22 protein-coding genes are annotated in these 15,369 nt (G+C 34.3%); 20 read left to right on the forward strand and 2 right to left on the reverse strand.

Annotated elements, in window-relative coordinates; translation table 11 throughout:
* Window positions 1-2 precede the first annotated feature (2 nt).
* Together IPI31_03175 and IPI31_03180 are read right to left on the reverse strand one after the other, a co-directional pair.
* Window positions 3-362, reverse strand: coding sequence for a hypothetical protein (locus tag IPI31_03175; protein ID MBK7566804.1), 360 nt, complete (start codon window positions 360-362; stop codon window positions 3-5).
* 1,815 nt (window positions 363-2,177) lie between these two features.
* Complete coding sequence (locus tag IPI31_03180; protein ID MBK7566805.1) at window positions 2,178-2,510, reverse strand: hypothetical protein; 333 nt, start codon at window positions 2,508-2,510, stop codon at window positions 2,178-2,180.
* Window positions 2,511-2,885: 375 nt separating this feature from the next.
* Between IPI31_03180 and IPI31_03185 the strand changes: the two genes are divergently transcribed.
* The 20 genes from IPI31_03185 to IPI31_03280 all read left to right on the forward strand — a co-directional run bounded on the left by IPI31_03185 (window position 2,886) and on the right by IPI31_03280 (window position 15,359).
* On the forward strand, window positions 2,886-3,095 hold the full coding sequence (locus IPI31_03185) for a hypothetical protein (protein ID MBK7566806.1): 210 nt from the start codon (window positions 2,886-2,888) through the stop codon (window positions 3,093-3,095).
* 802 nt (window positions 3,096-3,897) lie between these two features.
* Window positions 3,898-4,059, forward strand: a complete 162-nt coding sequence (locus tag IPI31_03190; protein ID MBK7566807.1) for a CPBP family intramembrane metalloprotease — start codon at window positions 3,898-3,900, stop codon at window positions 4,057-4,059.
* Window positions 4,060-4,499: 440 nt separating this feature from the next.
* The gene (locus tag IPI31_03195; protein MBK7566808.1) at window positions 4,500-4,829 is read left to right on the forward strand and encodes a hypothetical protein; all 330 of its coding nucleotides are present in this window, start codon (window positions 4,500-4,502) and stop codon (window positions 4,827-4,829) included.
* Between the two features lie 329 nt (window positions 4,830-5,158).
* A complete protein-coding gene (locus tag IPI31_03200; protein MBK7566809.1) occupies window positions 5,159-5,509 on the forward strand; it encodes a hypothetical protein in 351 nt (116 codons plus the stop codon).
* 1,203 nt (window positions 5,510-6,712) lie between these two features.
* Complete coding sequence (locus tag IPI31_03205) at window positions 6,713-6,880, forward strand: hypothetical protein (protein ID MBK7566810.1); 168 nt, start codon at window positions 6,713-6,715, stop codon at window positions 6,878-6,880.
* 119 nt (window positions 6,881-6,999) lie between these two features.
* Window positions 7,000-7,161, forward strand: coding sequence for a hypothetical protein (locus IPI31_03210; GenBank protein MBK7566811.1), 162 nt, complete (start codon window positions 7,000-7,002; stop codon window positions 7,159-7,161).
* Window positions 7,162-7,637: 476 nt separating this feature from the next.
* Window positions 7,638-7,775 (forward strand): hypothetical protein, encoded by a 138-nt coding sequence (locus IPI31_03215; GenBank protein MBK7566812.1) that lies wholly within the window; start codon window positions 7,638-7,640, stop codon window positions 7,773-7,775.
* Window positions 7,776-8,723: 948 nt separating this feature from the next.
* Entirely contained in the window at window positions 8,724-8,996 is a 273-nt protein-coding gene (locus IPI31_03220) for a hypothetical protein (GenBank protein ID MBK7566813.1), read from the forward strand.
* A gap of 333 nt (window positions 8,997-9,329) precedes the next feature.
* On the forward strand, window positions 9,330-9,608 hold the full coding sequence (locus IPI31_03225) for a hypothetical protein (GenBank protein ID MBK7566814.1): 279 nt from the start codon (window positions 9,330-9,332) through the stop codon (window positions 9,606-9,608).
* Window positions 9,609-10,337: 729 nt separating this feature from the next.
* Window positions 10,338-10,505, forward strand: coding sequence for a hypothetical protein (locus IPI31_03230; GenBank protein ID MBK7566815.1), 168 nt, complete (start codon window positions 10,338-10,340; stop codon window positions 10,503-10,505).
* A 270-nt stretch (window positions 10,506-10,775) separates the two neighbouring features.
* Entirely contained in the window at window positions 10,776-11,126 is a 351-nt protein-coding gene (locus IPI31_03235) for a hypothetical protein (GenBank protein MBK7566816.1), read from the forward strand.
* A gap of 336 nt (window positions 11,127-11,462) precedes the next feature.
* Entirely contained in the window at window positions 11,463-11,798 is a 336-nt protein-coding gene (locus IPI31_03240) for a hypothetical protein (GenBank protein MBK7566817.1), read from the forward strand.
* A 2-nt stretch (window positions 11,799-11,800) separates the two neighbouring features.
* Complete coding sequence (locus tag IPI31_03245; protein ID MBK7566818.1) at window positions 11,801-12,097, forward strand: hypothetical protein; 297 nt, start codon at window positions 11,801-11,803, stop codon at window positions 12,095-12,097.
* A gap of 95 nt (window positions 12,098-12,192) precedes the next feature.
* Window positions 12,193-12,561: a hypothetical protein gene (locus tag IPI31_03250; protein ID MBK7566819.1), complete on the forward strand. Its 369-nt coding sequence runs from the start codon at window positions 12,193-12,195 to the stop codon at window positions 12,559-12,561.
* Window positions 12,562-12,616: 55 nt separating this feature from the next.
* The gene (locus IPI31_03255; GenBank protein ID MBK7566820.1) at window positions 12,617-12,904 is read left to right on the forward strand and encodes a hypothetical protein; all 288 of its coding nucleotides are present in this window, start codon (window positions 12,617-12,619) and stop codon (window positions 12,902-12,904) included.
* A gap of 362 nt (window positions 12,905-13,266) precedes the next feature.
* Entirely contained in the window at window positions 13,267-13,827 is a 561-nt protein-coding gene (locus IPI31_03260; protein MBK7566821.1) for a hypothetical protein, read from the forward strand.
* 154 nt (window positions 13,828-13,981) lie between these two features.
* Entirely contained in the window at window positions 13,982-14,335 is a 354-nt protein-coding gene (locus IPI31_03265; protein ID MBK7566822.1) for a hypothetical protein, read from the forward strand.
* A gap of 19 nt (window positions 14,336-14,354) precedes the next feature.
* Complete coding sequence (locus tag IPI31_03270; GenBank protein ID MBK7566823.1) at window positions 14,355-14,723, forward strand: hypothetical protein; 369 nt, start codon at window positions 14,355-14,357, stop codon at window positions 14,721-14,723.
* A complete protein-coding gene (locus tag IPI31_03275; protein ID MBK7566824.1) occupies window positions 14,720-15,130 on the forward strand; it encodes a hypothetical protein in 411 nt (136 codons plus the stop codon). Before IPI31_03270 ends, IPI31_03275 begins: the two co-directional genes overlap by 4 nt.
* Before the next feature lie 79 nt (window positions 15,131-15,209).
* Window positions 15,210-15,359, forward strand: a complete 150-nt coding sequence (locus tag IPI31_03280) for a hypothetical protein (GenBank protein MBK7566825.1) — start codon at window positions 15,210-15,212, stop codon at window positions 15,357-15,359.
* Window positions 15,360-15,369: the final 10 nt, after the last annotated feature.

Here is a 15,369-nt window from a genome sequence, read left to right on the forward strand (position 1 = left end):
GATTAAAAATTTGTTTTACCGAGATCCATTCTGTTTTTAAATTGTTTCTCGGTAAATGAATCCTCATTGCGATGCATGTCGTATGCAAAATCGTAAAGTAAAACCTCTATATTAGGAAAGTTTTTATCCTCTGATTCTTTCATGCGTTCAAATAATCTCCTCAACGAATAATGCCATGTTTCCAAATGCCATGGAGAATCGTTCTTTGCACTAGGAACTTTTACAACCTTGTCGGAAATAAAAATTCGGGGACTGTCAAATAACTGTTTAAGGCGGAGGCACTCCACGATACAAATGTTCCAATTGTTTAGATATATATTCCTTATATCAAACAGATCAATATAAACCGGTTTTGTTTCCAAGCTCCGTAATTATATTTCAATTAACAATGTTTCATATCAATTATTTGTTTTCCGGTTTGATTTAATGTTCCATTAATAAGTTCTGCTACAAATTGCGAAGCTTCAATTTCTTTTCCGTCGGGATTGTGTATGGCATACGAAATAAATAAATGTTGTTATCTTGTCATTTGCAACATAAAATAATCTGCGCTGCGATTCTGCTTTATTATTTTCATCGGTAAAGTAAGGTATAAGCAAAATGGCTATATTATTTCCCCTTGACTTTTCCCACATTGTCCGCTGTGCATCCCATTAAAATACATATTCAAATTCCAATCACTTGGCCGAGTGTGCAGTAATAAAATTAACTCCTCCATTATTGTTAACCGATTTTGAATTTCCAGTTTATGTCATTGAACCTCCATCAGATCAAGGGTTTCAAATAAAATCCTTAATGGTAATTCTCAAATTTCTTAATCCTCAATGCCTTAATATGATCAAAAAATTAGTACCTACTTCAATGTCCAGATGCGTTGTTCCCCCTTTAATATATATCAATAAACCACTTTCATTTAATATCTTTTCAAATAATATTTGTAAGGTAAAGTTAAATGTTCCTGTATTTCAATGGTTTGTTTTTCAAAATTAATTATTGCTCATGAATGTTTCTGTTTATTTGAGCAAAGTAAAGCGGGTTCTGAGATCACTCGTCGCCAGGTAATGGTAGCATCTCTTTTCGAACTGATCCACGCCGAAATGGATGCAATATGGTGAGGATGTATTTTAAAGAAAGAGATAATGCATGATCTCAAATAATAATATTCAGCATTATCATGGATTTGTTGTTTCCTCACTTAAATATTTTGTGTTAACGATCTGCCGTATTAATGGTAAAATGCAGAATATTTATCTTTCTGCACTTTTACTAAATCAGGCACAGCCCTTTTCAAAGCAGCGATAAGATTTTCTGCAATATATTTTTATAATGGATTATGGCTATCTCCTCCAGAACACCATCCTCCTGATATTTTTCACATTAAATACATATAACTGATCCTGTAATGTATTTTCAAATTACATTATGAGGGGTTCCGATATTATTTTCCTTTCAGGATGTGATGCAGTTAAATTTTTTGTCAATACATCCAATTTATTTATTAAACGAACCTGATTTGTTCGATTACTACACTTTGGATGCATCTAAAATTGCCTGATGACTCTGTAATTTTCAGTTAATACGACCACATCCAATTGACGAACTATAGGAATTATAAAAGAAGTCTAGGATATTCTTTTAACTCTGGCACCTGAAATTCATAAATACTTTGGTTATCATCCCCACATAAAAACATTCGGGAACATCAATAACTATTAATAATTTATTTCATTTTGCGAACCGTTGGTATCTCAAATTCATACTAAAAAATACTGATAGCGTTCTAATCGTTTAGCAATATATTTTCCTCCTGCAGGCGATGAGTCCTCGAAATGCCTTTACCACCCACACGATCATATCGCTATAGTCCTATACCTGACCATTTAGCGTACGTTTGGCGCAAACAAGGGAAATAAAATTTGTATCTTGATTTTTCATTTTCAGGTAGACAACATTATGTTATCTCTTGTTTACTGATCTTAGCTTAATACCTGATTTAGTTTCCTTTATAAATGGATTCTTCGCGATTAGGTAGATCTTCCAGATAAATGTTAATGGCATTCTTATTTTTTCGTCCCAGTCTACCTTCATTTAAATAAGTTAATGAGGCGCATAACAGGATCACTCAGAGCCCTTTAGTTTTTAAGTAAGTGTTCCAAGGAAGTTCATCTAAAATACTTTCAATCGAATTTACATTTTCGAGTTCCGAGATGGGTTCCAATTCTCTTTCCAAAATAATCGAGATTGGCCCTGATCACATCGTTACAAAAGGCGTGAAATGTGTAAATATTCACCCTATGCGCATCCGGGACCAATAAACTGTAGCAACCTCTTTGCGCATGGCAACTAGTTCCTGCTTCTGTATAGGTCAAACACAAAATATTATCAGGCAACACATCCTGTTCCAGTAAATTTGCGAAATCCTGACTGCCAAAATTTGGGTTTTCAGTTCCGGAAAAGCCAGAACCAACATAGGCCTTTAATTGCATCCACTGCATTGCGTTGTTGATCATTTAACTGAGCGTAAGCGGTATTGTAGGTATTTTGATGATGAAATTTGCATGGTATTTCGTAGTTTTGCGGCAGTAATTGCCAGACAAACAAATGTAAATGTATAAAAATGTTAATTCGTAAAAAACTTGTAAATACTATATTATTCTTTTGTTGGGTGCCCTTTTGATTGCATGTAAGGATAAGTCTGCTTCTAAAAACGCAGAATCAGATTTAAGGACAGCTTAGCTCTTGCACAAACGATACTGATAGTTGTAAAGCGACGACAGTGAGATAGCAAACGACCAAGATCATATTAAGAATTTCAACCTGAAATTGGAAAAACATATTACGTAGAAAATAATTCCAATTATACTTCTTTTACAAATATGGATACGATGAAAATGAAGGCCACTTCCGTAAAACCAGGGAAAGTTAAATTACAGGTATTAGGACTGGAGAACGATCAATATAAAATTACAAGCCTTTTCACCGATGCGCGAAAATCGATCAAAGATGATTCATCATCAATAGAATATACTTATGGAAAGGCTCTAACCCAGATCCAATCGCCGATATTGACCGTCAGATTGAGGATTGTATGGTAGACACTCCGCTAACACTATTTATTACTTTAAAAGGAGAAGGACGGATATTCAGGGATATGGAAACATAAAAGAAAGTAAAAGCAATTGTAGGCGCTGATGTTCCAAATGAATATATAGTAAATTTCATCGGAACTCCAACAGATAATCTTTGAAAATTATTTGTTTTTACCCTGACACTGCTAAGTAAAGATCGGCGGCACCTGGAATATAACTACAAATTCAAATTTACAAGGGTTTGCCAATTACTTTGACTAACACTTATACTTTAGCCGATAGAAGGGAAGGATTTGCTTTTATTAATTTCCAACACTGTTGGTAAATTGATAAAAACAAATACCGGCGGATGTTGTTGCTCAAACGGCGAATATGCAATTTTCAGCCTTTGTAAAAGGAACAGGTCAGGTGGATGAAAAAACAGGATTTCCAATACTATGCGCATTTCAAAGCACTGGAAATGGAAAACAGATTTGAAGGCACTCGACCTTATCTAAACAAAGCAGCTCCAGTGTGATCTGGCGTATGGAATAATGGAATCTAAACGGTTTATTTATTTTGCGGGGGTTTATTACTCCTTTTCGGATTGGGAGGAGTTGGAGTTCTTCTTTTATATTTTTTTCACGATCTTACTTTATCGAATTTATTTTGTGATGCACCGCAGAATACATTTTACAATTGGGCATCGGAATTTTATAGCAATAATATCTTGCAGCATTCTTGTATATCTTCTTAAAAAAAAAATGCTTGATGCTACATAGTATTTTTTTTTGCCTGGCTGATCGAAAAGTATACTATTGTGTAAGACATCCTGTTTTTATCCTTTTGTGCGGGCGTAGGGGAAGAGCTTCTATTTCGGGGTGCAATTCAGCCTTGGCTAGGGATCTGGTTGACTGCATTATTATTTATTTTTTACACGGATTTAAATCCGAAGGACAAACCCCTTTTATATATGGCACGGTTTTGTTGATAGTGTCCGCAGGTTTTGGATATTTAATGCAGGCCAGCGGAATAATTGCAGCTATAACGGCACAATTTATAATTGATGTGGTGCTAATGTTGTACTTGAAAGATCTGCATTTCAAATGTTTAATGTCCGGGAATGGAATGGTTCAAAATCAACGCAAAAATATTTCAAAAGGAGCTGAAGCACCCGAATATATTGTATTTCAGCAGTTTAGGCTCACAAATATGCATAAAATAATATACAATAATGTTATGCAATTTAAACCCGATACTCATCTTAATAAAAAAAATAATACCTATTTTAGAACAAAATAACAACAGCAATGAAGAATCTATCACTCGTAATAATACTGATATGTCTGCTTACTACAGCAATTTTGCATCCGTAAAATATTTTCAAAATAACATTGAATCCCAAAAATACCTGGTTAGGATACAAAAGGAATGGCAAAAGTGGATTCCCTGGAATCTGTAGGTTTACCAAAAATCAGCACTGGAAATTGTGGAGGAAATTTTAGTTTTTTGCAGAAGCAGAAAAAAATGCGCCTCAAACAATTAAGTCACTTACTTATAAATCAAAACATTATACAATTGGAAGAGGATGGTGAAAAAAACCGTAATGAACCTTTTGAAGAAAAAATTAACACCACAACTTTTCCAACAAAAATATTTTGCAAAGTATGTCGGCGAAATGTATTGGAATTATTTATTCCGCTAATCGTTGGGAAAATTCAGAACCGCACACAAACTGTTGGTTTTAATAAAATGATGTAACCACTTGGTATTACTTCTTTACATAACAGATCTCAGGAATTATATACAGCATCTGTAAAAGATCATGAAGCTTTGAAGAAGGTTAATATCAAAGACTACAACGATATTTTAATTCACGGTGATGAATTCTGGAAAACTTATGCGTCCGACTCTTTTTTCGATTTTCTTGCTCATCGCGCAATAGAATTTTAGGAAATGATGAAGCGTATATCACCGACCCAACTTATAATTTTGAAATAACCGAACCTGTTGTATTCGGACAATAACTAAAAAATTTTCCGGGGTATGTTTTCAGTTCCAAGATACTGCCTCTTAAAAAATTATTGGCCTTGCGTTTATTGCAGGACCTTACAACTATGCATTTGTATGATCCATATCCATCTGCTTTAGTTGATATAGATATTAAAAGATTAGCTTTTGCAAAAAACTATTCCGTTATACCTGATAAAGACAGTTTATATCTCAAGGCATTGATAAGCATGGAAAAAAATGTATTCCAAAGACAGCAGTTCCGCCCGTATCAGTTATTTGATTGCACAGGTTCATCAATCCTCGTACAAGTAACTACGAACGCCTTTCAGGGGATGAATTTAAATGGGAACTTAAAAAGCTGTGAAATTTGTGATGCGGCAATTGCTAAATATCCAAACTCCATCGGCGGTAAAATTGTTTGGCATTAAAGGAAACAATTCTTCAAAAAGGTTTTAGATATTGCAGTTGAAAAAAATAAATGTTCCGGATCTTCCATTCAGATCTGCAGTTACATTTAAAAATATAGAAACGCTAGATTTGCGAATATTAAATTACTTCCGAACAATTAGCGGAGGTTGGTCAATTGGATTATGAAGAAAGGATAACCTTTTAAACAAATTACCCGTTCAAAAACAATGGGAACAGAAATTACCAAATGATGGCGATCACAATGAACATGTAACTGAAATAAAGATAGATGCACTCCCTATAGGTAGTTATGTTTTATTGGGCAGTTCCAATGGTTTCGATCGTTCTGATAATAAGATCGTAGCTGCGAACTCTGGGTTTCCAATTTGAGTTATATCACCAGTAATACCAACGACTCCGGCAACAGAAAAGGATTTTATATTACCGACCGAACTTCCGGAAAACCCATTAAAGGAGCTTCTATTCAAACCTATAGAGGGATTATGATTACAATTCCAGAAAATGCAAATTCAATGCAGACAAAACTTATACAACTGATGAAAATGGTTATTTTTTAATGAATGATCCATTGATAAAAGATTATTATTATTTCAGTTTCCAGTATTCGCAATGGTAAAGATTTTTGGATATAGGAAATAATTTTATATTTATAAAGTTCCAACAGCGCTAAAATCCAACTTATAACACCTTCTTCTTTACAGATCGTTCTGTTTATGCTCCGGACAAACCATTTATTTTAAAGGGATTTTAACAGAGAATTCGTTTGATGGTAAAAAGAAAAATGTAATACCCAATAAAAAAAGACAACTGCTCATTTTTATGATGTAAATTCACAGAAAATTGCATCTGTTGACCTGGTTTCAATGAATACGGTTCTTTTGCCAGGACATTTACTGCACCTTTAAATGTGCTGATAGGCGATAGCGCCTTCAGAACGAAAATGGAACTGCTTATTTTCTGTTTGAAGAATATAAACGTCCAACTTTTTCTGTAAGTTTTGATCCTGTTAAAGGAAGTTTTGTCTTAGGAGATTCTATTCAGGTGAGTGGATATGCAGAAATATGCAGGACAAATATCGACAATGCAAAAGTGAATTATCGTGTAATGTAGAATGCTTCATTTCCCTATTGAGTACCTACGGTTGGTGGAGAAACCTATCAGAATGTGCCTGAGATGGAAATTACAAATGGCAACAATAACTGATGGAGAGGGGCAAATTTAAAATTGATTTTATTGCAATTCCCGACCTTAACTTAAATAAAAAATGGAGGCCACAGTTTTCTTATACTGTATATGCAGATATTACAGATATTTCCGGTGAAACCAGAAGTATGGAAAAACATATGTATCAGTTGGTTATGTTTCTTTAAGTTTATATTCCGACGTACCTGAATTAATTTATACCAACAAACCGGCAAACATAATTATTTCAACTTCTAATCTGAATGGAACTCCGGAACCTGCATCAGGAAAAATTAAGATCTATCCATTGGATGCTCCGGATAAATTATTTCGCGAGAGAAACTGGAGTCAACCGGATAAACAATTATTTACACAGGAAGAATATTATCGTTTGTTTCCGCATGACCTGTATGCCGATGAAAATAATAAATTGAGCTGGAAACAAATAAATTTATTTAAGCAGAAATAAGCTGGAACACAGCTAATAGTGATTCTGTTTTAATTGATGCTAGGTAATTTTTAAATCCGGGGGAATATAAGATGGAAATAATTACCAGCGATAAAAATGGAGAGAAATTAAGATCATAAAATATTTTTCTGTTTTAAAACAAGGGGAATATTCCACATATCCAAAATATCAATTGAGCACCACTAATGATGTCCGTTCAAAACCAGGCGAAAGTGCCATTATAAATTTCGGCAGCAGTGCAAAGGATATAAGAGCATTACTCGAAATAACAAAAGGTAATGGTGAAACAAGCAGAAAATGGATCAGTTACCTGAGCAAATGAACAGAGGAAATGTTGCATCTATGATGGATATTGAAATTCCCATAGTGGAAAGTGACAGAGGAGGCGTTGGTGACAAATCTGTTTTATGAAAGATGGAAGATTTTTAAGCCAAAGTTATTATATCACTGTTCCGTAGGATAGTAAAAATTTGAAAGTGGAATTGCAAACGCATCGCGATAAATTACAACCCGGCACTAAAGAAACATGGAAAGTAAAAATAAGTGGAAATAACGGCCGAAAAAGTTGCAGCGAATTTTTAGCAAGCATGTATGACGCATCTTTAGATGCATAAAAAGGGCATTATTAGCGGGATTGTTTCCTGGGCATATAATTATGGTTATTCATCACGGAATGCTGAAGTAGTTTTGGAAATGGAAGTCAATATTATTGGCTGGATGATGCCTGGTGGCGAAATGGTTCATACCATTCCATTAGTTATGATTATTTAAGTTGGTTTGGACTGAATTTAGGCTATAAGTACTATGATAGAAGAAATTATAATAAAGGTTACGTTTCGATTATTCTGATGGAGCGGTTCAATTTGATCAAATTAGGCAAGGACCAGGAAGCAGAAATGTAACTATGAAGGAGGCAATAGCTGAGGAAGAAAGCGAAAAGAAAGGTGGTTTTTACCGGGGAAATTGCGAAATTTACTCCCGGACATTCAAAAGAACAACAAGCGGGTCCCGAAACTATTACACCTGGGTTTGATCAATAACGGCAAGAACCAATCTAAATGAACTGCATTTTTATACACAGTTCGAAGCTGATGCTGAAGGAAATAACGTATACGGTTTCACCATGCCGGACATTAAACGAGTGGAATTTTATGGGACTTGCACATACAAAAAGATCTTCCAAAGCAGTCAGATCTTCAGTAATGTAGTTACACGAAAGAATTAATGGTGAACCAAATGCGCCGCGTTTTTTTAAGAGAAGGTGATGAAATTGAATTCACAACAAAAATTTCGAATTTAACCGATAGCATTTAAACGGAGTTGCACTGCTCAGGAATTATTTATTGCATTAATATGCAACCTGTTGATCTTGCATTTGCAAATAATGGAAAGGAGGTAAGTACCAAATCAATCAAGGAAGTGCAGTTGCAACATGGAAATTAAAAATACCTTCAGGATTTGATACGTTGTTTACAGAGTTAAAGCAAAAGCAGGAAATTTTACCGATGGTGAAGAAAATGCATTACCGGTTTTAACTAACAGAATGCTATATAACAGAAGCATTGCCACTTTGGGTTCGTGGAAATAAGACCGCAAATTTTAATTTTGCCAAATTAATTAATTCTGCAAATTCAAATACAATACGCAATCAAAGTGTTACTTTGGAATATACTTCCAATCCGGCATGGTATGCTGTGCAAGCGTTACCGTATATGATGGAATATCCATACGAATGCGCGGAGCAGGTATTCAGCCGTTATTATGCGAACAGCATTGCATATTTTATTGCGAATTCAGATCCGGAAATAAAAGGATTTTTGAATCCTGGAAAATAATCCGGAATCACTAACCTCGAATCTGGAAAAAAATCAGGAATTAAAATCATTATTGCTCGAAGAAACACCTTAGGTTTTACAGGCGCAAAATGAAACGGAAAGGAAAAACGCGTAGCGCTCTTATTCGATATTAATCGTATGCAAAATGAAATGTCGGCTTGCAATAAATAAATTGGAAAAACTCCAATTGCCAAATGGTGGCTGGCCGGTTTTAAAGGTTCAAGGACGATAGATATATTACACAATATATTGTAACGGACTTGCTCACCTACAACAGCTCGGCATCACTGATGAGAAAAATGAAAACAACATCGATGATATGTTAATCGAGCAGTGAATTATTGCGACAACAGAATAGTGGAGGATTATAATATTCTCGAAGAACGAAAAATAGATAAAATAAATCATTATCCGGATAATTTCACAATACAGTATTTATATGCACGCAGTTATTTTAAATATGCTGTGAGCGATGAACTTGCGGAAGCCAATAAATATTATACCGGTCAATTAAAAAAATTCTGGACCAATTATGCCTTATTCGAAAAAAGGTTTGATCGTGATGGTATTAAATCGTTCGGCAGAAACTCCAACTGCGTTAAATATTACTAAATCGTTAAAAGAATTTAGTTTAAATACCGACGAAATGGGTATGTATTGGAAAGAAAATGCTTACGGTTATTTTGGTATCAGGCACCTATTGAAACTTAAGCATTAATGATAGGTATTTGGTGAAGTTGCAAAAGATGAAAAATCTGTTGAAGATCTGAAAGTATGGTTATTACGTCAAAAACAAACAACAGATTGGAAAACAACCAAAGCTACCGCAGGAAGCCTGTTATGCTTATTATTGCGCGGAGACGGATCTTCTTGCAAATAAAGAACTCGCAATTATTACCGTGGGCAAATTAGTTGTTCAACCAGATAAAGTGGAAGCCGGAACCGGATATTTTAAAACAAATTGGCTGGGGACTGATATTACTCGGATCTTAGTAAAATTAATATCAAACCATCCTCCAAGAATCAATTAAGTTATGGCGCCATGTATTGGCAATATTTTGAGGATATTGATAAAATAACATCCTCTAATAATCAATTACAATTAAATAAAAAATTGTTCCTACAGGAAAATTCCGCAACAGGTCCCGTTTAAAACCTATTGATGAAAATGTGGAATTGGCACGTAGGCGATCTGGCAAAAGTACGCATCGAAATTCGTGTTGACCATGACATGGAATATGTGCATATGGAAAGATATGCGGGCAAGTTGTTTCGAATCGGTAAATGTGTTGAGCGAATATAAATGGCAGGATGGTTTAGGATATTACGAAGCCACAGGCGATGAATGCTAACTTTTTTATCAGTTATTTACGTAAAGGAACCTATGTTTTCGAATACCCGATAAGAGTAACACATAAAGGGAAGTTTCAGCAACGGGATAACCAGTATCCAATGCATGTATCCTTTGAATTTACAAGTCATAGTGAAGGAATTAGGGTTAAAATGTAATAATTACCCTATTCTGACTGTTATTTAAGGAAGACCCATAAATTTATTGCATTCAAAACGGAGATTTTGTCTGTTTTGGATGCTTTTACATTTTCGGTCATTTCACTTTAAGAATAAGGTGAAGGAATATTACCCAATAATTCATAATAACAGTATGAAACTTAAACCCATCACACTAATTGTTCTGGCATTTTTATTCTCCGGTGTTTTTGCCACTACTCTAATAATTTTCAATAACCCTGAAAATAAATGGCGAGGATATGAACAAGAATGGAATACCACCGACTCATTAATAAATCTCCAATTACCGGAATCTGCATTGGTTTTGTTGAAGAGATATATGATCATGCAAAAGCTGAAAATAATGGATCACTATTAATTAAATCGTTAATTTATTTAAGCAAACTCAATATTGCAATGCTCGAGGATGGCGAAATGCAAGCTATAGAACTATTTAAAAGTGAGATAAGAACTGCAAATGCACCGGTAAAAAATATTCTTCAAAGTATGCTGGCAGAAGTTTATGAAAATTATTTATTAGATTATTATTATAGTATTTATAATAACTATGATGACAAAATACAGGAATCAGATATCTCCACCTGGACGACAAAAAAATGAAAGGGAAATTTATGATCTTTATGTATCCTCGATAAAAGACACAGACATATTAAAATCAACGCCTGTTTCAACATACAAAGAAATACTCTGGAAAGTTGCCCGGAATATGAAAAATTAAGGCCTACCTTATATGATATTTTAGCACATAGAGCACTCGACAATTTCCTATCTGAATCAACTTATCTTACTGATCCTGCATATAAATATAGTATATCAGATACAATAGTATTTGCTGACAACCGGAAATTTGCCGAACATAATTTCTATTTTAATGATACTTTATTTGGAAAAGAACTCGGTCTATCGCTATTACAAGACCTCACAAGATTTCATCTAATGGATAAATATCCGGGACCATTAGTTGATCTAGATATTAAAAGATTCAAATTTGCCAAAACAAACAGCAACCACATTTTTAAAGACAGCTTGTATCTCCAATCGCTAAAAACGGAGTTGGAAAAATATAACTGGTTTAATTATTCTCCACATATATCAGCATTAATAGCTGAACAATATTTTAATTATGGGCAAAAAAATATTCCCCCTGGTGAAAATTTTAGCATAGCCTATAAATATTGTACAGATGCAATAAATAGATTTCCCAATGCTATCGGAACAGAAAATTGCAAAAAATTAGCCTCCATTATATCCAAAAAAATCGGGTGCAGTTAAGGTTGAATCTGTTCAAATACCTGATAAACCTTTTAGGATATATTTTGAATATCGGAATGTTGATACTCTGGAATTCGTCTGATTCCTGTTTCCATGAAACAAAACGAAAGTTTGATAACGAAGACGGTGAAAGGCAAATAAAATATGCATCTGAATTACCATATTCAAAAAAATGGAAACAATACGTACCTAATACCGGAGACTTTAATCAATATGGGGTAGAGTTTATGATAGACCCACTTTCTATAGGTTCCTATATTTTGCTGGCTTACGATTCCAGTGAATCGAAAATTTTGTAAGTAGTGTAACCCCTTTTCAGGTTTCGAATCTCTGCCTTGTCTCGAACAATGAAAATGGATATTACGATAATAGTGATGCAGAATCATTTTACGTAGTGGACAGAACATCTGGGCAGCCCATTCCGGATGCAAAAATTGAAACCTACGAAACAAACTATCATTACGTATTCGGTTATTACTCTTTTCACATGAAAGAAAGTTATCGCACTAATACAAATGGAAGATTTACCCTTAAAAGTCCGAAATTGCATTATCGCGATCATCGTGGTATCATCATTACAAAAGGCGGAGATGTTTTAGATTCGCAAACAGAATTTTCTGTTGACAAAAAATACAAACAAAAAGAATATTCTGATATCCAAGCTTATTTATTTACTGATAGGAGCATATATCGTCCTGGTCAGAAAATATTTTTAAGGTATTATTACAGAAGAAACCAGACACACTCCAACAAAAAATATTGATGGGTATGCCCATTAAAGTAAACTTGTTAATTCACAATTCAATAATGTAGAAAGTGTGGAGTTAACAAGTAATGAATTTGGTTCCTTCTCAGGTTCATTTGTTATTCCCCCCGATATACCAACCGGGAGAACAGTTATAAGCACTCAGTATGGAAGTATTATAATTAATATTGAAGAATATAAAAGACCCACATTTGCTGTTATTCATGATCCGGTTGAAAAAGCTTTTGCCGTAAATGAAAATATAACTGTTACTTCTAATGCAATATCCTATTCAGTTAACCCTGTAAGTTTTGGAACTGCTATACACCGTGGAAAGAGAATTATTTGTTTCCCCTTATAAAAATTATTCTTCTATTTATAATTATCCTAAATTTTAGAAGTAGGAACAACCACTACAAATGAAAATGGAATTTTTCCATTTCATTTAATGCGAGTCCGGATTCAACATTACAATATAATAAGTACCGCATTTATAAATACACCATTTCCGGATCAGTTACTGACATAAGTGGAGAAACTAAAAATTTCAAACAAGTTGTTTCCGCAGGTTATATTTCAACACTCATAACTTTTACAATTCCCGATGTAATTATTTCCGGCCAGTTATTTCCAATTGATATATATGCAACCAATCTCAATTATTTTCCCATTGAAGCAAAGGGAAAAATAAGTTTTGCGCCTTTGGAAAGCCCCGGCAGAGTTTTGCGGGAAAGACTTTGGAAAGCACCAGACCAATGGGTAATATCAAAAGAAGATTACATTAAAAATTTTCCAAACGATGTTTACAGCAATGAAGACGATCCAATAAATTGGAAAGAATTACCCAGTGTAAAAGAATATTATTTTAACACCGCAATAAAAAGTGCCGACAGTGTAAGCAGTTCCGGATTAACTCCGGGAATATATAAATGCACATTATCCCATATTGATAAATCAGGAGAGGAATTAAAAACAAGTACGATAGTAAGAGTATTCAGCGAAAAGGAAACCAATTTAGCGATATCTGATAAAATATATTTGGACAAATCTGAAATAATTGTGGAACCTGACACTACGGTTAAATTAAAAATAAATACCACTGCCGAAAATCCTTATTTAATGTGGGACCTAAGTGATATTAATGGCACCGAAAAGTGGGAATATTTGGAAAATAAAAATGAAAGTTCGGTTGAGGTTCAGATCATGGAAAAACATCGGGGAGGCACTTCAGCAGAAGTTTGGTTTATTAAGATAATCGATTTTATCACCAGGAGATCACTTTGAATGTTCCTTGGTCGAACAAAGATCTTTCTATCGAATTAGAAACTTTTCGCGATAAACTGGAACCAGGTAAAACAGAAACCTGGAAAATAAAAATTCGCGGTCCTCAGGGTAATTCCGTTGCTGCAGAACTTTTAGCTTCATATGCGATGCTTCGTTGGATCAGTTTACTGCTCATCAATGGCGTTTTATCAACTGGACAAAATATAATTCCGATAGCTCTTGGCAAGCCGATGCAACAATTAATATTGCCGAACTTTATAATGAACCGAGATATATATCAACCTACTATACTGCCGATCAAATTTATTACAGTGGTATCAATTGGTTTTTGACAAAATGGTGGAGATATTTTGATGGTAATTATCCTTACCATAATAATTCCTATTTTGATATGGAAGATTTGAATCCATATAGAGTAAATATCGGAGATTCGCCAATCAGCAATGACGCAGCAAGTATTCGAATGTATGATGGAGTTGTAGCTGCATCTTATTCCACAGGATTGTGAAAGGAAAAAGGAATATCAGATGATTCCGGGAACACAATCATTATTTGGTCTTAAAAAGAATAATGATCCGTTGTGGGAAATTGATCCACTGATTTATATATATGACAAGGCTAGTAATTTAGAAATAGAACCATTATTGCGACAAAGCAAAGCAAATCCTTTTGCAATTAATGCAGAAGAATCACTAAATAATATTATCAGCAGAAAGAATTTACAAGAAACCGCCTTTTTTTATCCCCAATTACAAACAGATTCTTCCGGATCTGCAATAATAAGTTTTACGGTTCCGGAAGCATTAACCGAATGGAAATTACAATTATTGGCACATACAAAAGATCTTTTACATAAATACTCAGAAGCGACAATAATTACACAAAAGATTTCATGATCTCACCCTACTTTCCAAGGTTTTTACGCGTTGGTGATACCATAAATGTAACGGCAAAAATTCAAAATTTATCAGATAATGAAATATCCGGAGTAGCGCAACTCGAATTGTTGGATGCATTTACCATGCTTCCAGTTGATGCGAAATTTAATAATTCGAAAGAGCCAGTTTCTTTTAATGTAAAAACAAAGGTAAATACAGCGGTAAACTGGCAACTTGTGATTCCGGAAGGAATAAATGCCGTGGTTTATGTTGTAAAAGCAACAAACGGAATTGTAAGTGATGGAGAACAAAACAGCATTTCCGTTTTAACAGATAAAATTTTAATTACGGAAACATTTCCTCTTCGTTCAAAAGCTGAAAAACACAATCATTTTTATTTGCTCCTTATTAAATTCAGGAAATAATACGGATCGGGTAAACAATTCCGTAACACTTGAATATACTAGTAACCCTGCATGGTATGCAGTTCAATCATTGCCTTATTTGCAGGAATATCCTTTTGAATGTGCAGAACAATTGTTCAACAGATATTATTCGAATGCACTGGCAGCATCCATTGTTTTAGCCGATCCTGAAATTGAAAAAATATTTAGAAACTGGGAAAAGATTCCATCTCACTTATTTCCAATATAGAAAAAAATGC

Source organism: Bacteroidota bacterium, assembly GCA_016706865.1.
Classification (GTDB): domain Bacteria; phylum Bacteroidota; class Bacteroidia; order Chitinophagales; family BACL12; genus UBA7236.

Excerpts from the sequence above, each read along its gene's own strand:
- IPI31_03180 (MBK7566805.1), bottom strand. The coding sequence starts at position 2,510 with ATGATCAACAACGCAATGCAGTGGATGCAATTAAAGGCCTATGTTGGT.
- IPI31_03185 (MBK7566806.1), top strand. The coding sequence starts at position 2,886 with ATGAAAATGAAGGCCACTTCCGTAAAACCAGGGAAAGTTAAATTACAG.
- IPI31_03195 (MBK7566808.1), top strand. The coding sequence starts at position 4,500 with ATGGCAAAAGTGGATTCCCTGGAATCTGTAGGTTTACCAAAAATCAGC.
- IPI31_03205 (MBK7566810.1), top strand. The coding sequence starts at position 6,713 with ATGGAGAGGGGCAAATTTAAAATTGATTTTATTGCAATTCCCGACCTT.
- IPI31_03230 (MBK7566815.1), top strand. The coding sequence starts at position 10,338 with ATGAATGCTAACTTTTTTATCAGTTATTTACGTAAAGGAACCTATGTT.
- IPI31_03235 (MBK7566816.1), top strand. The coding sequence starts at position 10,776 with ATGGAATACCACCGACTCATTAATAAATCTCCAATTACCGGAATCTGC.
- IPI31_03240 (MBK7566817.1), top strand. The coding sequence starts at position 11,463 with ATGGATAAATATCCGGGACCATTAGTTGATCTAGATATTAAAAGATTC.
- IPI31_03270 (MBK7566823.1), top strand. The coding sequence starts at position 14,355 with ATGATTCCGGGAACACAATCATTATTTGGTCTTAAAAAGAATAATGAT.
- IPI31_03275 (MBK7566824.1), top strand. The coding sequence starts at position 14,720 with ATGATCTCACCCTACTTTCCAAGGTTTTTACGCGTTGGTGATACCATA.